The 20,076-nt window shown below is 69.5% G+C and carries 18 protein-coding genes and 1 tRNA gene; 15 read left to right on the forward strand and 4 right to left on the reverse strand.

Translation table 11 applies throughout. The features are described 5' to 3' along the window. Positions 1 to 124: 124 nt before the first annotated feature. The gene (locus ACZ7PG_RS48750; protein ID WP_470246061.1) at positions 125 to 880 is read right to left on the reverse strand and encodes a class I SAM-dependent methyltransferase; all 756 of its coding nucleotides are present in this window, start codon (positions 878 to 880) and stop codon (positions 125 to 127) included. Then, the gene (locus ACZ7PG_RS48755; protein WP_470246062.1) at positions 865 to 2,466 is read right to left on the reverse strand and encodes a beta-N-acetylhexosaminidase; all 1,602 of its coding nucleotides are present in this window, start codon (positions 2,464 to 2,466) and stop codon (positions 865 to 867) included. Before ACZ7PG_RS48755 ends, ACZ7PG_RS48750 begins: the two co-directional genes overlap by 16 nt. 312 nt (positions 2,467 to 2,778) lie before the next feature. Here ACZ7PG_RS48755 and ACZ7PG_RS48760 point away from each other — a divergent pair, with 312 nt between their 5' ends. Further along, positions 2,779 to 3,441 carry a GOLPH3/VPS74 family protein gene (locus tag ACZ7PG_RS48760; RefSeq protein ID WP_470246063.1) on the forward strand — a complete coding sequence of 221 codons (663 nt, stop codon included), beginning with the start codon at positions 2,779 to 2,781 and terminating at the stop codon, positions 3,439 to 3,441. Between the two features lie 207 nt (positions 3,442 to 3,648). Here the strand turns inward: ACZ7PG_RS48760 and ACZ7PG_RS48765 are convergent, their stop codons facing one another. Next, the gene (locus ACZ7PG_RS48765) at positions 3,649 to 4,710 is read right to left on the reverse strand and encodes an LLM class flavin-dependent oxidoreductase (RefSeq protein ID WP_470246064.1); all 1,062 of its coding nucleotides are present in this window, start codon (positions 4,708 to 4,710) and stop codon (positions 3,649 to 3,651) included. A gap of 231 nt (positions 4,711 to 4,941) precedes the next feature. On the opposite strand from ACZ7PG_RS48765, the gene ACZ7PG_RS48770 reads away from it, so the two are divergent. From ACZ7PG_RS48770 to ACZ7PG_RS48810, 9 genes are all read left to right on the forward strand, one after another. Beyond that, on the forward strand, positions 4,942 to 5,907 hold the full coding sequence (locus tag ACZ7PG_RS48770) for a hypothetical protein (RefSeq protein ID WP_470246065.1): 966 nt from the start codon (positions 4,942 to 4,944) through the stop codon (positions 5,905 to 5,907). A 14-nt stretch (positions 5,908 to 5,921) separates the two neighbouring features. Then, positions 5,922 to 7,001, forward strand: a complete 1,080-nt coding sequence (locus tag ACZ7PG_RS48775) for a hypothetical protein (RefSeq protein ID WP_470246066.1) — start codon at positions 5,922 to 5,924, stop codon at positions 6,999 to 7,001. Further along, positions 7,001 to 8,089, forward strand: a complete 1,089-nt coding sequence (locus tag ACZ7PG_RS48780; RefSeq protein ID WP_470246067.1) for an NAD(P)/FAD-dependent oxidoreductase — start codon at positions 7,001 to 7,003, stop codon at positions 8,087 to 8,089. The genes ACZ7PG_RS48775 and ACZ7PG_RS48780 overlap by 1 nt, the downstream gene beginning before the upstream one ends. 56 nt (positions 8,090 to 8,145) lie before the next feature. Then, positions 8,146 to 8,224 (forward strand) — tRNA-Trp (locus tag ACZ7PG_RS48785). 57 nt (positions 8,225 to 8,281) lie between these two features. Beyond that, positions 8,282 to 9,151 (forward strand): alpha/beta fold hydrolase, encoded by an 870-nt coding sequence (locus ACZ7PG_RS48790; RefSeq protein WP_470246068.1) that lies wholly within the window; start codon positions 8,282 to 8,284, stop codon positions 9,149 to 9,151. Between the two features lie 20 nt (positions 9,152 to 9,171). Next, positions 9,172 to 10,038: a VOC family protein gene (locus tag ACZ7PG_RS48795; RefSeq protein ID WP_470246069.1), complete on the forward strand. Its 867-nt coding sequence runs from the start codon at positions 9,172 to 9,174 to the stop codon at positions 10,036 to 10,038. Further along, positions 10,035 to 11,396, forward strand: coding sequence for a M20 family metallopeptidase (locus tag ACZ7PG_RS48800; RefSeq protein WP_470246070.1), 1,362 nt, complete (start codon positions 10,035 to 10,037; stop codon positions 11,394 to 11,396). Before ACZ7PG_RS48795 ends, ACZ7PG_RS48800 begins: the two co-directional genes overlap by 4 nt. Beyond that, on the forward strand, positions 11,396 to 12,553 hold the full coding sequence (locus ACZ7PG_RS48805) for a Rieske 2Fe-2S domain-containing protein (protein WP_470246071.1): 1,158 nt from the start codon (positions 11,396 to 11,398) through the stop codon (positions 12,551 to 12,553). Before ACZ7PG_RS48800 ends, ACZ7PG_RS48805 begins: the two co-directional genes overlap by 1 nt. Then, complete coding sequence (locus tag ACZ7PG_RS48810; protein WP_470246072.1) at positions 12,546 to 13,133, forward strand: UbiX family flavin prenyltransferase; 588 nt, start codon at positions 12,546 to 12,548, stop codon at positions 13,131 to 13,133. Before ACZ7PG_RS48805 ends, ACZ7PG_RS48810 begins: the two co-directional genes overlap by 8 nt. Positions 13,134 to 13,224: 91 nt before the next feature. Here the strand turns inward: ACZ7PG_RS48810 and ACZ7PG_RS48815 are convergent, their stop codons facing one another. Next, positions 13,225 to 14,643 (reverse strand): UbiD family decarboxylase, encoded by a 1,419-nt coding sequence (locus ACZ7PG_RS48815; protein WP_470246073.1) that lies wholly within the window; start codon positions 14,641 to 14,643, stop codon positions 13,225 to 13,227. A gap of 190 nt (positions 14,644 to 14,833) precedes the next feature. Here ACZ7PG_RS48815 and aceA point away from each other — a divergent pair, with 190 nt between their 5' ends. From aceA to ACZ7PG_RS48840, 5 genes are all read left to right on the forward strand, one after another. Continuing rightward, positions 14,834 to 16,129: an isocitrate lyase gene (gene aceA, locus ACZ7PG_RS48820; protein WP_470246074.1), complete on the forward strand. Its 1,296-nt coding sequence runs from the start codon at positions 14,834 to 14,836 to the stop codon at positions 16,127 to 16,129. A 70-nt stretch (positions 16,130 to 16,199) separates the two neighbouring features. Next, positions 16,200 to 16,847 (forward strand): hypothetical protein, encoded by a 648-nt coding sequence (locus tag ACZ7PG_RS48825; protein WP_470246075.1) that lies wholly within the window; start codon positions 16,200 to 16,202, stop codon positions 16,845 to 16,847. Positions 16,848 to 16,904: 57 nt separating this feature from the next. Beyond that, the gene (locus ACZ7PG_RS48830) at positions 16,905 to 17,177 is read left to right on the forward strand and encodes an acyl carrier protein (RefSeq protein WP_155545874.1); all 273 of its coding nucleotides are present in this window, start codon (positions 16,905 to 16,907) and stop codon (positions 17,175 to 17,177) included. 30 nt (positions 17,178 to 17,207) lie between these two features. Continuing rightward, positions 17,208 to 18,557, forward strand: coding sequence for an NAD(P)/FAD-dependent oxidoreductase (locus tag ACZ7PG_RS48835; protein ID WP_470246076.1), 1,350 nt, complete (start codon positions 17,208 to 17,210; stop codon positions 18,555 to 18,557). A gap of 87 nt (positions 18,558 to 18,644) precedes the next feature. Next, positions 18,645 to 20,072, forward strand: coding sequence for a cation:proton antiporter domain-containing protein (locus ACZ7PG_RS48840; RefSeq protein ID WP_470246077.1), 1,428 nt, complete (start codon positions 18,645 to 18,647; stop codon positions 20,070 to 20,072). Positions 20,073 to 20,076 lie beyond the last annotated feature (4 nt).

Consider the following 20,076-nt stretch of genomic DNA (forward strand, 5'->3'; position numbering starts at 1 on the left):
CGCTGAAACGCCACTCGCGAAATCTGTGGATAGCCGAGACCGATGTGGATAACTCGCCCAGAGGGTCGTGAGTGAGAAACAGGGTTAGAACACTGTTTCTCACTCACGACCCCTGCGGCAGCCCTCAGGAGGCTCGCGCGATGACGTAGTGGGTCGGGAGGTTCAACCCCGAGCCGTCCGCCAGGGTCTCCGTTGTGCGCAGCAGGAGCTCGCCGCCGTCGAGGATGGTGAAGCCGCCCACCTCGTACACCGTCTCCAGCTCCGCCTCGCCCGCCGCCGGCTGGAGGCCGATGCCGAAGTAGATCGACACGCGCTCCAGCTTGGGCAGGTCGTTCGCGGGGTCCGCGATCAGCTGCTGCATGTACGTGTAGCTCGCCGGTGTCAGCTCCTGGTTGAACACGCACCCGCGTTCCCCGGCCAGCGCGGCCAGGTTCCGCGCGCACGCCACCCGCTTCTCGACCGGCAGCTGGTGGATCACGCCCGACAGGTAGATGTTCACATCGCCATAGCGCGAATGGAACTCCGCCACGGCCGCGCTGTCGAGCACGTCGAGCAGCTCGTACGAGACGTTGTCCGCCGCGTTCTCCGCCCGCGCCCGGCTCAACGCCGCTTCCGCGATGTCGACGCCGACGACCCGGTCGTACAGCCCGGCCAGGTACTTCGTCTGGGTGCCGTTGCCGCAGCCCAGGTCGACCAGCGGGAGCGCCGGGTCGAAGTGCGCCTTGAACAGCTCCGCGTGCGCGGCCGCTCCGTCGGCGGGCTCGCAGTCCCAGAACGCCGCGCCCACGCGGTCCGGGAGGTCCTTCCAGTAGGCCTCCCAGACCTGCCCGTCCTTGTTCGCCATCGTCGGCTTCTCCCGCCGGGTCAGTTCTTCGGCCACGGGATTTCCGGGGCCGCGTAGTACTTCACGCCGAGCGCCTTCCAGCGCGGTCCCTGCGCCGCCAGCCGGGACGCGAACGACGTCCAGTCCTTGCTCGCCTGCGGCGACCAGCCGATCTCGGCGATGGCGGGCAGCCGGGGGAATGCCAAGAGACGCACGTCGTCGAGGCTGCGCACGGTGTCCGTCCACAAGGGAGCTTCGACGCCGTCGATGTTCGAGTTCAGTGCGCCGGGCACGACCGCGGTCGGGTCCCAGCCGTACGCGGCCTGGACACTGATGTCGCCCGCCCACTCCAGGCCGAGGTCACCGGCGGGAACGTTGGGCGCGTACTTCATGTCCAGGTAGGTGTAGACGCACGGCGCCATGATCAGCTTCGCGCCCTTCTGGCTGGCTTCGCCGACCTCGTTCTGGGTGCCGTCGTAGATCCAGAACTCGCCGGTCGCGCCCTGCGGCGGGGTCGCGGTGAGCATTTCCGCCCAGCCCAGCAGCTTCTTGCCGTGCTTGGCCACCATCGGCGCGATCTTCGCCATGAACGCGGTGTACTGCGCGTCGTCGAGGTCCTGGATCTCGTCGCCGCCGACGTCGAGGTAGCCACCCGGGGTCAGGGCCGCGAGCTGGCCGAGCACGTCGCCGATGAACTTGTACGTGATCGGCTTGTCGACACACAGGTCCGACCGCGGCGCGGGGGTGAGCCCGGTGTAGACCGGTCCCGCGACCCCGTCGCAGTTGAGCTCGGCGTACGACGCCAGCGCCGCGCCGAAGTGCGACGGCATGTCGATCTCCGGCACGACCGTGATGTGCCGGCTCTGCGCGTAGGCGACGATGTCGCGGTACTGGGCCTGGGTGTAGAAACCGCCGGCCCCGCCGCCGGAGCCGGTGCTCGCGCCCTTGACGGTCAGGTTGGGCCAGCCGGTGATCTGCAGCCGCCAGCCCTGGTCGTCGGTGAGGTGGAGGTGCAGGTTGTTGACCTTGTACAGCGCGATGTCGTCGATGTACTTCTTCACGTCGGCCACCGGCAGGAAGTGCCGTGCCACGTCGAGCATCGCGCCGCGGTAGGGGTACCGCGGGTAGTCGAGGATGTGGCCGCCGGGCACCGTGAGCGTCCCGCTCAGCGACGCGGGCAGGAGCTGACGCAGCGTCTGCACGCCGTTGAACAGCCCGGCGGGCTTCGCGGCCCGGATGGTCACGCCGGTCGCGGTGGAGTCGAGCTGGTACCCCTCGGCCCCGACACGCGGGTCGGCGCCGCCGAGCAGCAGCGAGATCCCGGGGAGTGCCTTCGGGACGCCGGGGAGCGCGGGTGCGGGGATCACGGGGACCCGGAACCGCGTCGCCGGGCGGAGCAGCCCGGCGAGGTAGTCGCCGACCTGGCGGGCGTCGGCGTCGCCGGAGGTGAACACCACCGTCGCCGGCCCGAGCAGGTACCGGACGGCCGGGTCCGGCGTCACCGACACCGGGGCGGGCACGATCTGCTGGAGGGTGGATGCGGCCGTAACCGGCTGCGGTGCGGCGCCGGCGGGCACCCCGGGGGCGAGCAGGCCGAGGAGGGAGAGGAGCAGCACCCCACGCCTGGCAGTTCGAGCGGTCATGAGCCGTCCATTGCGGATAGTGGAAAGAGAGTGGCCTCTACCTCTTAACGGCCTGGTGGGGCGCGAGTCCACCCGATCGGCCGACGTCTGGGGAGACTGCTAAGCCCCGCTACTCCGGACGCCGGAACAACTAAGGTTGTGAGCCGACAACCTTCCGTCACCGACTGTCAACCTTTGGCCGTTTTTCACGGGTGTCCGAGCGGCCAAGATCGGGTAAGCACGCACTGCCAGGCGCGTCCGCCAGGGGGAAATCCGGCCGGACGCGGGGACCCCGGCCCGTACCGCCGACCGACACAGAAACGGGTGACCGACATGACCGAGACGCCGACCGCCGTCCACTACCGCGCCTACCTGCTCGCCTACGACCTGGAGAAGGAAGACCTCTACGACCGCACCCGCACGGCGTTCCTGACCCGCGCCGGCGTGCTGACCGAGCTGGCGTTGCGCGGCAACATCGCCGACGACGACGGCGACGCCGTGCTGGTCAAGTCGGACCCGACGGGCGACCCGGTGCTCGACCGGCTGCTGGCGCAGATCGGCAACGAGAAGCGCAGCTGGAAGTCGTGGCTGCGGCACGACTACAAGGAGACCCTCGAGGCGATCGAGGAGCAGCTGGTGGAGCAGAAGCTGCTCACGGTCGAGGAGAAGAAGGTCATGGGCGTCGTGCCGAAGACCCACGTGACCGTCACCGACCCGGCGCTGGCCAAGGCGCTGCAGGAGCACGCCGTCGAGGTGCTGCACGGGTCTACCCCGGCTTCGCAGGTCGGTGCGGATGACGCGGCGCTCGTTGCGCTGGCTGCCGCTGGGACGGTGCCGAGTGTTGTCACGCGCAAGGAGAGCAAGGGTGAGTACAAGGATCGGATCGAGGAGCTGACTGACCGGGTTGGTGAGGTGGCTCCTGGGTTGGAGAAGGCGCTGCGCGGTATTCGGTTGACGATGATCGCTGCTCAGGGTGGGTTGGGGTTCAGCGGCTGACGGGCACCCCGAAGCTTCATTGTGACTACGGCCGGCGGTACCGCGTCAAGGCGGGAAAGATGCCTTGACCCGGTGCCGCCGGCCGTGTTTGTGCTTCGGATCGGGGTGCAGGGGGGAGTCTGGGTTCACGTTCGTCCGTTGCTTGACGGAAGGGCCCGGTGGCCTTGCGGCCACCGGGCCCTTCCGCTTCTTCACCCCTGGGAGGGGTCATCCGAGGGCCGGCATCACCTTGTCCGCGAACAGGTTCAACGTGCGGGACATTGTTTCGTACGACTGGCCGCCGAAGTCGAGGTTCCACAGGATCACGTCCGGGCCCAGTACGTCGCGGACCTCTTCGATGCGGCCCAGTACCGTTTCCGGTGAGCCGACGACCGCCTTGGACTCCAGTCCGTCGGTTTCCAGGTCGAAGCTCGCCATCTGGCGGGCCATTGCCGTGTAGCCCTCGTATGCCGGGGATTCCACGTTGTGCCAGGACAGGATCGCCTCCTTGAAGGCGTTGAACGACTTCACCATGAACGGCACCGCCAGGTCGCGGGCCTCTTCGTCGGTGTCGGCGATCAGCAGGGGGATGCTCACCGCGAACTTCGGCTTGCGGCCGGAATCTCCGTGGTTCTCGAGGAACGAACTGCGGTACAGCTCGACGTACTCGCGCTTGCGGGCCATCTCGTTGAGCTGGGTCGAGCTGATCAGCAGGTTGAAGCCCTTGCGGCCGGTCCAGTCGAAGCTGGCCGGGGTTGCCAGCGCGGCCACCCACACCGGTGGGCCGTCCTCCTGGACCGGGGCCGGCAGCGAGTTCGCGTTCTCGTATTCGAAGAACGGCGTCTTCTCGGTGACGTCCTTTTCGTTCCACAGCCGCACGACCGCTTCGATCGTGGCGAGGAACCGTTCGCGGCTGGTGTCCATGTCGACGCCGAACGCCTCGAACTCGTACGGCAGGAACGCCCGCGCGAAACCGACGTCCAGGCGGCCGCCGCTCATCACGTCGACCTGTGCCGCGTGCGCGGCGATCTGGATGGGGTGGTGGAACGAGGCCTGGATGCCGCCGGTCATCAGGCGGATGGACTCGGTGCGCGCGGCCACGGCCGACAGGAACGCCAGCGGGCTGGGGGAATATCCGCCGTAGGAGCGCAGGTAGTGCTCGGTCATCTTGACGTAGTTCAGGCCGAGCTGATCGGCGAGCACACTGACCCGCAGCACATCCTGGAAGTACTGCGAGGCGGTCGTGGTCTCCGGGTCGCAGTCCGGCAACAGCGAGACGCCATACTCCACGTTCTGATACCTCCGGCGAATAGGGTGGCGAGCCTGGATGGGCCGGCTGCCACCTTTTTCCACCCGCCGCGCCCGCGACAGCCGCCCTAGCAGGCGAACCCTGGGGGAACTCTTAAGGAGTCCCGCGCCCGGAGCTGAGGTTTTGCCTAGAGACCCCATGCTAGCCCGGCTTCGCCCCCAAGAGCGTGCGTAGCGTCGCGGCAGCCGTGTCGGACACGTTAGGGGAATTCGGTGACTCTGGGATATCTCTTCGGCGCGAACATCTCCGATCCCGACCCCGAACACGGCGCGCACCTCTACGAGGCGTACCCGGCCATGCGCCGCTCCTACGAGCAGGTGCGCGACTGGACCGGCATCGAACCGCGCGCCCTGCTGCGCGGCGAGCTCGAGTCCCGCAACGACCACGACCGCTTCAGCCTCGCCGGCATCCGGCTGGCCGCGCTGGCGTTCGGCATCCACGACGTGCTCGCCGAGTCCGACATCCACCCGGCCGTCGCCGGCGGCATCAGCCTCGGCGGCCTGATCGCGAGCTCCGTCGCGGGCGCCGTGGACCGCCGGACGCTGTTCGACCTGCTGGTCCGCGAGGCCAAGACGCCGCTGCCCGTCCCCGCCCCGCCGGCGCAGGGCGCGGCCATCGCCTTCCTCCCGGTCACCGAGGACCCGACGTTCTACTACGGCGACCGGCGCCCCGACGTGTACCTCGGCGGCGACTTCGGCGTCCTCTCCAACGGCACCGCCCGGCTGCTCATGCTCAGCGGCACGGCCGAGGCCCTCGACAAGCTCGTCGCGCAGAGCCCGCCCGGCATGATCAGCGTCATCGACGGCCAGCCGTTCGCCGTGCACTCCCCGCTGCGCCAGTACGCGACCGACTTCATGGCCCCGACCGTCGAGGCCATGACCGTTGCCGGCCCGCGGATCCCGGTGTGCTCGTTCCTCGAAGAACGCGCGCTGACGACGGCCGACGACGTCCGCGATCTGTTCCGGCGCAACAAGACCACCACGATGAGCCTGCCGCACGTCTGCGCCGGCATGAAGGACCAGGGCGTCCGGCTCGCCTTCGTGCTCGGCCCCACGCTGCCCGCCGGTGTGCTCGACTTCCCGTTCCCCGTCGTGCGCATCACCGAGCCGCACCACGTCACCGAAGCCATGACCGCGATCTACGACTACGCGGTCGACCTCGTCGCCCCCAGCGCGTGAAGCAAGGAGAGACCGTGAGCACCCGCACGCACGAACGTGCCAGCCTGACCGACCACTGGTTGTCCCTCGACCTCGACGCGTGGACGCGGCACGTGGTGCGACGGCACTTCAACCCCGAGCTCGGCAGCCCCTACTGGCTCAAGCGCGCGACCGAGCTGTCGTTCGACCCGATGGACATCACGCGCTACGACCAGCTCGCCGAGTTCGGCCCGTTCCCGCCCGGCGACCTGCGCGGCCTGGACCCCGGCGACCTCGTCCCGCGCACCGTGCCGCGCCCGCTGATCGGGCGTGTCTGGGAGTCCGGCGGCACCACCGGCGACCCCGTGCGCGTGTTCTACACCGAAGACATGATGACCCACCGCGTCGAATGGCGACGCTGGTCGTACCTCTTCGACGGCTATAAGGCCGGCCGCACCTGGCTCCAGGCGACGCCGAGCGGGCCGCACCAGATCGGCAACGGCGCGATCGAGCTCTCCGAGCAGCTGGCCGGCCTCGTCTACGGCATCGACATGGACCCGCGGTGGATCAAGCAGCTCATCCGCGCCGGCAAGATGAAGGAGCTGGGGGAGTACACCGAGCACGTCCTCGGCCAGATCGTCGACTGCCTGCGCTCCCAGCACGTCCACTACCTCAACACCACCCCCGCGCTGCTGCAGAAGCTGATCGCGCGGCAGCCGGAGCTGGTCGCCGCGCTCGACGGCGTCCGCCTCGGCGGCACGCACATGAGCCCGCAGATGTACCAGGACTTCGTCAAGGCCCTCGACGGCGGGCTCGTGCGGTCGGGCTACGGCAACACCTTCGGCAATGCGGTCAGCCTGCACCCGGAGGACGGCGGCGCGATCCTGCCCTACGCGCCGACGTACCCGCAGGTGACGATGTCCGTGGTGGACCCGGAAGACTTCCGCCGGACCGTCGACAAAGGACAGTCGGGCCAGCTGAAGCTGACCGTCCTGCACGAGGACCTGTTCCTGCCCAACCTGATGGAACGCGACGAGGCGACCCGCTACGACACCAAGGGCGAATGGCCGGTCGACGGCGTCTACAACGTGCGCCCGCTGCAGGTGAGCCAGGCCGCGCCGGAAGGGCTCTACTGATGGCGCCGCCGACGGTGGTCGTCGTCGGCGCCGGGGTCATCGGTGCCTCGGTGGCCTACCACCTCGCCCGGCGCGGCGCCCGCGTGCACTGCGTCGACCGCGCGGACCGGCCCGCCTCGGGCACCACGGAGATCGGGTTCGCCACCGCGACGGCGTACCGGCGCTTCCCCAAGTCGTACTTCGAGCTCAACCAGGCCGGCATCGCCGAGCACGCGGCGCTGGCCGGCGAGTTCGCGCCCGCGCCGTGGTGGCACCGCACCGGGACGGTGGCCTGGACCGACGACGAGTCGTTCGCCGGCTACCTCGCCCAGCTCGACGAGTGGGGCTGCCCGGTCGACCGGCACGCGGGTGCGGAAGCGGCCGGCGCCCTCGGTTCGTCGGTCGTCTTCCCCTCGACGGGCACGGTCGCCGTCCTCCCGGCCGAAGGCTGGATCGACGCGGTCGCGTTCACCCGGCACCTCCTGGACGAGGCGGTCTCCCTCGGTGCCACGCTGGAGCTGAACGCCGAAGTGACGTCGGTGTCGAGCGACGGCGTCGGGCTCGCGGACGGCCGCCGGATCGAGGCCGATGCCGTGGTCAACGCCGCCGGCTCGGCCGCGGACGAGATCGGCGCGCTGGCCGGCGCCCGCCCGTTCCTCGGTGAACCCCGGCGCAGCCTGATCGCCCACCTGCTGGTCGACGGCGACCCGCTCGACTACATCCTGCGCGCACCCGAGGTCAGCATCCGCCCGGACGGGCCCGGCCGCGTCGTCCTGCGCTCGGACCGCGTCGATCGCGGCCTGCCCCCGCGCTCGGGCGAGCCCGAACCCGAGTACGTCAAGGACCTCCTGGACCGGGCGGCGAAGGTGGTCCCGCTGCTGGGCACCGCGACCGTGCGGACGGCCGAGGTGGTGGACGCGCGGTGCGCCCGTGACGAGCTCCCGAGCGTCGGCCCGCTGGCGGCCGTCCCGGGGTACTACGAGGCCGTCGCGAGCGCCGGGGTCACCCTCGGGCCGCTGTTCGGCCGCGCGCTTGCCGGTCGCATCGTCGACGGCGTGGGCGATGAGCTCGTCGACGTCTTCACGCCGGACCGCTTCGGGAGAAGCTAGAAAGTTCCCCAAAAAATCCGCCGCATAATGATCTCGCACCGGGAAACCGGTCGCGAAGGGGTGTAGCTCTCAATTGGCCAGAGCAGCGGTTTCCAACACCGACGGTTGCAGGTTCGAGTCCTGCCGCCCCTGCCACGAACACCAGTGCCACCGGTTCCGGCCGGTCCCGCCGAACCGTTGGGAGTGACCGAGGTGACCATCTGGACCGAGCTGCTCGGCAGCCGGACCCACCTGCTCGGCGACCGCTACCCCAGCCGCGTCATCGAGGCCGGCGACGGTGAGGCGCTCGTGTTGCTGCACGGCGTCGGCGGGCACGCCGAGGCGTACGCGCGCAACGTGAACCGGCTGGGCGGGCACTACCGCACGATGGCGATGGACCTGCTGTGGCACGGTTTCTCGGCCAAGCCGGAGTTCACCCACGACGCCGTCGGCACCTACGTCGAGCAGGTGCTCGACCTGCTGGACTCCCAGGGCATCGAGCGCGCGCACATCGAAGGCGAGTCGCTCGGCGGCTGGGTCGCGCTGACGCTGGCGCTGGAGCACCCCGACCGGGTCGGGAAGCTGGTCCTGAACACCACCGCGGGCATCAAGTGGGCGCCGGGTTCGGTCAACGAGCGGCCCGCCGAAGGGCGTGAGGCCCTGCGCGCGCGTTCGCTGGCCGCCATCGAAAACCCGACCCCGGAGACCATCCGCACCCGGCTCGAGTGGTTGATGGCCACCCCCGACCGGGTCACCGACGAGCTGGTCGAGGTCCGCCGCCGGATCTACGCCGAGCCCGCGACCAACGCCGCGCTGCGCACGGTGTTCGAGAACTCCTTCGGGTTCGGCTCCGGGCCGAACCGGAAGATCTCCGAAGACCGGCTGACGACGGTGAGCGTGCCGACGCTGGTGCTGTGGTCGGACCACAACCCCGGCAGCGGGCCCGACGTGGGCCGCCGGATCGCGAAACTCATCCCGGGCGCGGCCTTCCACAGCGTCGCCGACGCCGCGCACTGGCCGCAGTGGGAGCAGCCCGAGGAGCACGACCGCGTGGTCCTCGACTTCCTGGGCCGTGCGGAGTGACCAGCAGGAGGACGAATCCCATGCGCATCCGCAGTCTCGCCTACGTCGGACTGTCCACAAGGGAGCTTCCGGCCTGGGAGACGTTCGCCGCGGACGTCCTGGGCCTGCCCGGCCAGTGGATCGACGACGGGCGCCTGCTGCTGCGCATGGACGAGCGGGCCTACCGCTTCGACGTGCGCCACGGCGAGAGCGAAGCGCTGTCCTGGCTGGGCTGGGAGCTGGCGAGCGCCGCCGACCTCGCCGCGCTCGAACACGAGCTGGCCGCGGCCGGCGTCGCGGTGACGCGGGCGACCGCCGCCGAGTGCGCCGACCGCCGCGTCGCGGGCATGGCGTGGCTGGAGGACCCGTCCGGGCTGCGCCACGAGCTGTTCTACGGGCAGGAGGCCGACTTCCGGCCGCTGCGCCTGACCCGCACGCTGACCGGCTACCGGACCGGCGAGCACGGGATGGGCCACGCCGTCGTCGGCGTCACGAACTACGCCGAGACGCTGGCGTTCCTGGTGGACACGCTCGGCTTCGGCGTCAGCGACACGTTCAAGGGCTTCATCGCGTTCCTGCACTGCAACCCGCGCCACCACTCCATCGCGCTGGTGGACACCGACGAGCCCGGCCTGCGGCACATCATGCTGGAGACGACGACGCTCGACGACGTCGGCTCGACCATCGACGTCGCCTACGACCGCCGCATCGTCACGCGCACGCTGGGCCGCCACACCAACGACCGGGCCGTGTCGTTCTACCTCGAGACGCCTTCGGGCTGGGAGATCGAGTACGGCTGGGACGGCCTGGACGTGGACACCGCCGACTGGTCGACGCGGCAGCTGGCCGGGCCGACCAGCCTGTGGGGGCACCACCACGTGTCCGGCACCGAGATCAAGACCTCATGACCCCCGACCCGATCGACCCGGACATCACGCAGCTGTCCGGCTGGCAGCGGGAATGGGTCAAGGCCGCCCGCGCCTCGGTCGACGACGAAGAGCTGGCGCTGCTGTGCCAGGCGGCCACCGACATCCCCAGCCCGACCGGCTGCGAACGGGAGCTGGCCGAGTACTTCCGCGACGTCATGACCTCGGCGGGGATCGACAGCCGCGTGCAGGCGATCGACGAACGCCAGGCCAACCTCGTCACCCGCGTCGGCACCGGCCGCACGGGTGCGCAGCTGCTCGTGCTGGCGCCGCTCGACACCGCGTTCGCGCCGGGCCGCGAGGACGCGCCGTGGCTCGGGGAACGGCCCCGGGACGACTTCACGCTGCCCGCGCAGCGCTACGGCGACAAGGTCGTCGGGCTCGGCGCGGAGAACCCCAAGGCGTTCGCCAGCTGCGCGCTGGCCGCCGCGCTCGCCGTGCACCGCTCCGGCGTGCCGCTGGACGGGCAGCTGGTGGTCGCGCTCGTCGGCGGCAGCATGCCGGTGCTGGCGGGGGAGCTGTCTTCGCGGCGCAACTCGGGCATGGGCGTCGGCACCCAGTTCCTGATGGACCACGGCCAGTGCTCCTCGGACCTCGCGATCGTGCTCAAGCCGGGCTACTCGGTGGTGCACGAGGAGGTCGGCTTCGCGATCTTCCGCGTCGTCGTGCGCGGTTCGGTCGGCTACACCGGCAGCCGGCACAAGGGCAGCTACAACAACGCGATCGTCGCCGCCGCCCGGATGGTCGGGCGGCTGGAGAGCTGGTTCGCCGAGTACACCGCGCGCAACTCATCCGGCCAGGTGGCGCCGCAGGGCGCCGTCACCGCGATCCGGGCCGGCGACGGCACCAAGCCCGCGTTCAACCCGGCGACCTGCGAGTTCTGGGTCGACCTGCGGGTCAACCCGCGCACCACGGTCAACGCCGTGGCCGGCCAGTTCGAGGCGATCGTCGCCGAGCTGCGGGCGTCGGAGCCCGCCGTCGGGATCGAGGTCGAGCTGGTGGCCGGCCAGGCGGGGTCGGCCACGCCCGCCGACAGCCCGGTCGTCACCCGGCTGGTCCGGGCCTGGGAAGAGGTCGAAGGCCGCCCGCACGTGCCGGGCAAGCCGGGCAGCGGGCTGTCCGACGGGGGCGTGCTGCGCCGCCACGGCATCCCGACCGCGCGGATCGGCCTGCCGATGGCGGCCGTACCCGGGCCGTTCGAAGGGTTTTCGATGGGCGTCGCGGACCTGCCCGCCATGCGGCGGCTCGTCGACCTGCTGGTCGGCGTCGTGGTGGACGTGACCACCCGGCAGCGCGCCGAACTGTGTGAGCCTCCCGCGAGCAGTCGAGGAGACAACTGATGACCGACACCGTCGATGACGAACAGGTCCGCCCGGCGCGCCGGCAGGCGACCGTCGGTGGCCCCGGCCGCCGGGACTGGTCGACCTGGCCGCGCTACGAAGCCGCGGCGCTCGGCTTCCGCGAGTACTGGTACCCGGTGGCGTGGTCGCGCAAGATCGGCAAGAAGCCGCACCCGGTCCGGGTGCTCGGCGAGAAGATCATGCTGATCCGCGACGGCGGCGAGGTCCGCGCGCTGCACGACCGGTGCCCGCACCGCGGGGTCCCGCTGAGCCACAAGATGTCCTCGCAGGAGTTCCCCGGCACGTGGAGCTGCTGCTACCACGGCTGGACGTTCGACCTGGAGACCGGCGTGCTGGTCGCGGCGATCACCGACGGCCCCGAGTCGCCGATCTGCGGCAAGGTCACCGTGCGCACCTACCCGGTCGAGGAGGCCCGCGGCCTGGTCTGGGTGTGGCTCGGCGACGGCCCGGCCCGGCCGTTCGAAGAGGACGTCCCGGAGGAGCTGCTCGACCCGGACGCGGTCGTCGTCGGCCGCATCACCGTGCGCGAGGGCAACTGGCGCTTCGGCGCGGAGAACGGCTTCGACGACGGTCACGCGAAATGGCTGCACCGCAACGCCTTGTGGACCAAGCGCGTCAAGATGCCGGTGTGGAGCGAGATGAAGGTGATCCGCGACGGACCGTGGATCACCCGCCGCAAGGACAAGATGCACTACAGCGCCTCGTTCCCCGGCCTTGGCGACTTCCCCAAGAAGAAGTGGTACCGGCGGCGCGAGGGCAACAAGACGAAGGTGTCGCTGCGGCTGCCGGGCACGCTGCGGGTGAAGTACGCGGAGTGGTCGCACTTCGAGTGGTGGGTCGCCGCGACGGCGGAGGACCACACGTACGTCCAGCTCGCCGTGATGAACCAGGGCAAGTGGCGCAACCGCAAGTTCTGGCTCTACTACTGGACGTGGGCCCGCTGGGTGTTCCACGGCATGTTCAACGACGAGGACCGGCTGATGGTGGAGGTCACCGACGCCCCGCCGGAGCGCCTGTACCGCCCCGACGTCTCGCTGACCGAGTGGCGGCGGATGGTCGAGGAGGAGGCCCGGCGCGGCCCGGTCGACCTCGTGAAAGAGCAGCAAGCGGAGCGGAGGCGGGCGAAGCATGACTGAGCCGACGCGGCTGGTGATCGGGATGTCCGGCTCCAGCGGGGCGATCTACGGGATCCGCCTGCTGGAGATCCTCAAGGGCATGCCCGAGGTCGAGACGCACCTGGTGGCCACGCCGGCGGCGCGGCAGACGATCGCGTTCGAGACGGACTGGAAGCCCGGTGACGTCGAGGCCCTCGCGGACCGCACCTACCGGCCGGGCGACATCGCGGCGCCGATCTCGAGCGGGTCGTTCCCGATCGACGCGATGATCGTGCTGCCGTGCTCGGTCCGGAGTCTCGGGGCCATCGCGTGGTCGCAGAACGACAGCCTGCTGGTGCGGGCGGCCGATGTGACGTTGAAGGAGCGGCGGAAGCTCGTGGTCGCTCTGCGCGAGACGCCGTTGCACCTCGGGCATCTGCGCGCGATGACGCAGGTGACGGAGATGGGCGGGATCATCGCGCCGCTCATGCCGGCGTTCTACGGGCGCCCGAAGTCGCTCGGCGACCTGGTGGACCACCAGGTCGGCCGGCTGTGCGACCTGCTGGGGATCAAGCCGCCGGACGAGCTGGTCGAACGCTGGCACGGCCCGTCGACCCACTGACCTACTGAGAAGGCCCCCTCCGCCGGAGGGGGCCTTCTTCGTGGGTGGTGGAAGATCGCCCCCACCGGCGGTGGACCGGTGAGGGCGACCTTCAGTCCAAGTAGGACGCGAGCGCGTCCCCGTCTTCCAGCAGTGCGCGGTGGTCCACTCGCGCGACGACATCGGGCGGGACCCGGCACGAGGGCGGGAACACCGCCGGCGGCACGGGCTTCGTGCAGTCGAAGATCAGCTTGGTCTCCATCGGGCCCTTCTCCTCCCGGTTGTGCCCGTAGGTCACCGGGTTGAGCTGGCCGCCGAGGAAGCCGGGCATGATCGTCAGGTCGCGGTCGGCCTGGAAGCGCGTCGCCAGGCACCACAGCGTCTCGACTTCGTTGAACACGTCGACGTCGTCGTCGACCACGAACACGTGCTTCAGCAACGGGTCCACCGCCAGCGCCGCGCACGCCGCGAGCTTCGGCTCGCCTTCCACGCGCTTGCTCATCGACAGGTACAGGTGCGACCGCGCCATGCCCGACAGCGGCAGGTGCACGCCGGTCACCGTCGGGACGGCTTCCTTGACCCGGCGGTAGATGCTGCCCATCCGGGGGAGCCCGCCCAGCATGCTGTGCTCGGTGTGGGCGTTGAAGACGTCGACGAAGATGGGCTTGCGGCGCATGGTGATCGCGGTGATCTTGACGTACGGCTGCGGGCCGGTGCGGGTGTAGAACCGCGGGTACTCGCCGAACGGGCCTTCGACGGCCGTCGCGTCGGGGTCGGTGTCGATCACGCCCTCGATGACGATCTCCGCGCGGGCCGGCACCTCGAGGTCGACCGTCTTGCAGGGCACCATTTCGAGGGGCTCGCCCAGCAGGCCGCCGACGACGTCGAGCTCGCCGCCGATGCCTTCCAGCTTGGACACCGCGCCCATCAGCAGCGCAGGGTGGTGGCCGATGACGAGCGCCACCTCCATCGGCTTCTTCTGCTCGCGCAGCTTGCGCAGCACGTAAGCCGTGTGGTGGGCCGGGTTGACCTGGATGCCGACCTGGGCGCGGCCCTGCTGCTGGTGGCGGAAGATGCCCGCGTTGATCTTTCCGCTGTCGGGATCGCGGCAGATGGTCACGGCCGAGGTGATGTACTTGCCCGCGTCCAGCTCCTGGTGCTTGAGCAGGGGCAGCAGGCCGACGTCGATGTCGTCGCCGGTGAGCACGACTTCCTGTACGGGCGCGGAGTCCACGGTGACCGGCTTGATCCCGGACCCTTCGCGCAGCGCGTATTCCGGGACCATCGAGTGGACGTCCGAGCCGATGCTGCGCGCGAGCCGCTCGTAGGTGCCGTGCAGGTTGATGAGCAACGGGATCTCGGAACCGCCGACGTTCTCGCACAGCACCGCCGGGAAGCCGGGGTAGGCGGGATCGTCCTCCATGCGGTCGACGAGCGCGGTGACCTCGAACTCGGGGTCGACCGGCTTGCGCACGACCTTGATCTGGTCCGGGTCCAGCTCGGCCAGGAATGTCCGCAGATCCTTCGCCATCAAACGCCTTCCGTTCGCACCGTGGCTCGCGAACCGAGTATCGGCCCCGGTCACGGACTCGGCGGGGCGCGACCGGCAAGAACTAGGGAAATGCTCCGTCCTCGTCCCGCGGTGGCGCTCGGCAGGGGTTGCCGGGTGCTAAATGGATTCGTCCACGAAGCCGCGCGTCGTCGTACGTCAGGAGAACGACATGACCGTCACCGCAGCGCCGCCCCGCGAAGCCGCGGCGGCCGAACTGGCCCGGTCCTGGGCCGAGGACCCCCGGTGGCGCGGAGTCCGCCGGGACTACTCCGCCGAGGACGTCCTGCGGCTGCGCGGCAGCGTGACCGAAGAGCACACGCTCGCCCGGCTGGGCGCGGAGCGGCTCTGGAACCTCCTGCACACCGAGGACTACGTCCACTCGCTGGGCGCGCTGACCGGCAACCAGGCCGTGCAGCAGGTGCGCGCCGGCCTCAAGGCCATCTACCTCTCCGGCTGGCAGGTCGCCGCCGACGCGAACCTCTCCGGCCACACCTACCCGGACCAGAGCCTCTACCCGGCCAACTCCGTCCCGCAGGTCGTGCGCCGGATCAACAACGCGCTGCTGCGCGCCGACCAGATCAGCTGGGCCGAGGACGAAAAGGACGCCCCGCACTGGCTGGCCCCGATCGTCGCGGACGCCGAAGCCGGCTTCGGCGGCGTGCTCAACGCCTTCGAGCTCATGAAGGGCATGATCGCCGGCGGCGCCGCCGGCGTGCACTGGGAAGACCAGCTGGCCGCGGAGAAGAAGTGCGGCCACCTCGGCGGCAAGGTGCTCATCCCGACCTCCCAGCACGTCCGCACGCTGCAGGCCGCGCGCCTGGCCGCCGACGTCTGCGACGTCCCCAGCCTCGTCATCGCCCGCACCGACGCCCAGGCCGCGAACCTCATCACCAGCGACGTCGACGACCGCGACAAGCCGTTCCTGACCGGCGAGCGCACCCCCGAGGGCTACCACCGCGTCCGCGGCGGCATCGAGCCCTGCGTCGCCCGCGGCCTCGCCTACGCGCCCTACGCCGACCTGCTGTGGATGGAGACGTCCAAGCCGGACCTCGAGGTCGCGCGCCGGTTCGCCGAGGCGATCAAGGCCGAGTACCCCGACCAGCTGCTGGCCTACAACTGCTCGCCGTCGTTCAACTGGAAGCAGCACCTCGACGACGCGACGATCGCGAAGTTCCAGCGCGAGCTGGGGCACATGGGCTACAAGTTCCAGTTCATCACCCTCGCCGGGTTCCACTCGCTGAACCACTCGATGTTCGCGCTGGCGAGCGGCTACGCCGACGAAGGCATGACGGCCTACGTCGAGCTCCAGGAGCGCGAGTTCGCCGCCGAGGCCGCCGGCTACACCGCGACGCGGCACCAGCGCGAGGTCGGCACCGGCTACTTCGACCTGGTGAGCACGGTGGTCAACCCGTCCAGCAACACCGTCGCGCTGATGGACTCCACGGAGAAGTCCCAATTCTACTGAGCGTTTCCCAAGACGGTTCCGTGTTAGAAACCAAGCCGACGACACAAAAAACCATTCAGGACGGTCGCTCATGCGCATGCCCGAAAACCTCGAAGACATGGTGTACGGAGTTTATGGGACCACTGAAATCGCGGTGAAGCCCTGCCCGTTCACGCAGGCCGAGATCGATGAGCTCGAGACCACCAACGAAATGCTCATCTACGTGCCCCAGGAGATCTCCGAGGCGCAGATGATCGAGACCGGCAAGCTGAACACGAACTTCCGCTGGGAAGTCGAGCAGAACATGATCAAGAGCCCGATGACCGACGAGTCGCACTGGCTCGTCTGCTCGGCCTCGCCGATCCCGGAGATGCTCGGCCAGAGCACGCAGGCGATCTCCCGGGTCTACGACGAAGAGGGTCTCGACGGCATGGACTTCCGCCGTTACCTCGCGTTCGTGCTCACCTACCGCCACCTCACCAACGAGTACCCCGACTTCCGGCAGTGGTGCCTGCTCGTCGGCGGTCACTACGACCGCAGCGGCATTTCGCTGGTCGGCTTCGACAAGCACGGCAACTTCGGGCACCACGGCTGGATGAAGAACTTCAAGGCCAAGATGTCCGGCGGCCGGTACGTCGCCTTCGCCCCGCGCAAGCACATCAACGCCGAGACCGAGCGGCTCGAGCGTCCCCGCCGTGGCGCGCGCAACAAGGCCACGCACGACGCGGGCACCGACTGATTTTCCCGAATTCCAGCACATCCGTGCGTGGAGCTGTGCCGTCACTGGAGGAAGAACATGGCAGACGACGAGCGCGTGGACATCACGCGGAAGCTCGTTGAGTTCGTCGAGAAGCACCTGTTGGACGGCAAGGACGTGGGGGAACTGACCACGACCACGCCGTTGCTGGACTGGGGCCTGCTCAACTCGATCGAAACCACCCGGCTGGTCGCCTACCTCCGCGAGGAGTTCTCCGTGCGGGTTCCCCCCACGGAGATGGTGGCCCGCCACTTCAAGGACATCGAAAGCATCGCCGACCTGGTGACCTCGCTGCGTGCCCCGGTCGCCTGACCCCTGTCTCGGATCTTGAACGGAGAACCTGTGTCTTACGACTACGATGTCGGCATCATCGGCGGTGGCCCGGCCGGTTCCACGGCGGCGTCCTACCTGGCGAAGGCCGGCCTTTCGGTGGTGGTCTTCGAGGGCGAAACGTTCCCTCGCGAGCACGTCGGCGAGTCCCTCGTCCCCGCGGTCATCCCCGTGATGCACGACATCGGGGTCATCGGCAAGGTCGAGGCGGCCGGCTTCCCCCGCAAGTACGGCGCCGCGTGGACGTCTTCGGACACCCGGCCGACCAGCACGCTGGACTTCGACGCCGGGTCGCACGGACTCGGCGTCGCGGAGATCGCGTACGAGGAGCGTGACCAGGACGGCGTCGACCGCGTCTACGCCTGGCACGTCGACCGCGGCCAGTTCGACTCGCTGCTGCTCAAGCACTCCGAAGAGCTCGGCGCCAAGGTCTACCAGGGCGTCCGCGTCAACCGCGTCGACTTCACCGACCGCGACCGCCCGGTGCTGCAGGCCAAGATCGGCGAGCAGCCCCTGGAAGTCGCCGTCCGCGTCGTGCTCGACGCGTCCGGCCGCCAGACGCTGCTGGGCCAGCAGCTCAAGGTCAAGGTGCCGGACAAGGTCTTCAACCAGTACGCGGTGCACACGTGGTTCGAGGGTCTCGACCGCGCGTCGCTGGCGCGCCGTCCCGAGGACGCCGACTACATCCACGTGCACTTCCTGCCGCAGGAGAACACCTGGGTCTGGCAGATCCCGATCACCGAGACCATCACCTCGATCGGCGTCGTCACCCAGAAGGAGAAGTTCAAGGAGCACAAGGACGACCTCGAGGGCTTCTTCTGGAACTCCGTCGGCACCCGGCCGGAGATGCTGGACGCGCTGAAGAACGCCAAGCGCGTGCGGAAGTTCAAGACCGAGGGTGACTACAGCTACGGCATGAAGCAGATCGCCGGCGACGCGCTGGTGCTCATCGGCGACGCCGCCCGCTTCGTCGACCCGATCTTCTCCAGCGGGGTCAGCGTCGCGATGAACAGCGCGCGTCTCGCGGCCAAGGACGTCATCGCCGCGCACCAGGCGGGCGACTTCCGCCGGGAGCGGTTCGACAACTACGTCAACACCCTCCGCAAGGGCGTCAACATCTGGTACGACTTCATCTCGATGTACTACCGGCTGAACGTGCTGTTCACCGCGTTCATCGATGACGACCGCTACCGCAAGGACGTCATCCAGATGCTCCAGGGCGACGTCTACGACGCCGAGGAGCCGGCGGCCCTGACCGCGATGAAGGAATACGTCGCCGCCGTCGAAGCCGACCCCACGCACCTGTGGCACGGGCACCTCGGCAGCCTCAAGGCCTCTTCTTCGGCACTGGCCCTGTTCTAGGCAGTACCTCCCGGTCGTGAGTGAGAAACAGTGTTCTAACCCTGTTTCCCACTCACGACCGGCTGCGTCCGATCGGAGAGACCCGTCATGTCATCGCTCGACGAGCGCACCACCGAGTCACCCGCGCCCGAGGCCACCCCGAAGGGCCGGACGTGGATCTCCTACCTGGCCATGGTGGTCCTCCCGGTCGCGGCCGCGTTCTTCCTGCTGCGCACCGGGGGCGGTGACGGCCACGCGCCGACCGGGCACACCGGCGGCGCGGCCGACCCGGTCGCCAAGCTGCTGTTCGCGCTGCCGGTGATCTTCCTGGCCTGCCGGCTGCTTTCCGCGCTCGCGAAGCGGCTGGCGCAGCCGACGGTGATCGGCGAGATCTTCGCCGGGATCCTGCTCGGGCCGTCGTTCCTCGGCTGGGTGTGGCCCGCGGCCTACCACTGGATCTTCCCCGACTTCCTGGCCTCGACGATCAACACGTTCGCCCAGATCGGCCTGGTCATCTTCATGTTCCTGGTCGGCTACGAGCTCGACGTCGAGCTGGTCCGCCGCCGCAGCAAGGCCGCGGTGCTGGTGAGCCACGTCAGCGTCGCGATCCCGTTCCTGTCCGGGGTGGTGCTCGCGTTCGTCCTCCACCCGACCCTTGGCGCCGGCGTCGCGCGGCTGCCGTTCGCCCTGTTCCTCGCGATCTCGATGAGCATCACGGCGTTCCCGGTGCTGGCGCGGATCATCACCGACCGCAAGATGACGAAGCTGCCGATCGCCGCGCTGGCGCTGAGCTGCGCCGCCGTCGACGACATCACCGCGTGGTGCCTGCTGGCGCTCGTCGTCGCCATCGCGAGCGCGACCTCCATGGCCGCCACCCTGGTGACCGTGGGGCTCACGATCGCGTTCTTCGCGCTGATGCTGTTCGTCGTGCGCCCGCTGCTGCGCCGGCTGTTCGCGCCCACCGAGCAGGGCCAGAAGGCGCTGCCGACGACGGCGGTGGTGTCCGTCCTGCTCGCCGGGCTGCTGCTGTCCGCGCTGGCCACCAACGCGATCGGCATCCACCCGATCTTCGGCGCGTTCCTCTTCGGTGCCGTGACGCCGCGCGGTTCGCTGCCGATCCGCCAGGCCACCGACCAGATGCACGCGCTGACCGTCACGCTGCTGCTGCCGCTGTTCTTCGTCTACACGGGACTCCGCACGAAGTTCGACCTGATCGGCACCGACCCGACGCTGTGGCTCTGGTGCCTGCTGATCGTCGTCGTGGCGATGCTGGGCAAGTGGGGCGGCAGCCTGGCCGCCGCGCGGCTGTCCGGCATCGGCAGGCGGGACGCGTGGTCGCTGGGCGCGTTGATGAACTGCCGCGGGCTCACCGAGCTGGCGGTGCTGAACATCGGCCTCGACCTCAAGGTGATCAGCCCGACGATGTTCGCGATGCTGGTGGTCATGACGCTGGTGACCACCGTGGCCACCTCGCCCGCGCTGACGCTGATCGAGCGGTACAAGCGCCGGCCCGCGGAACCGTTGCCGGCCGCGTAGGAGC

This window comes from Amycolatopsis sp. NPDC114504, from assembly GCF_055633595.1.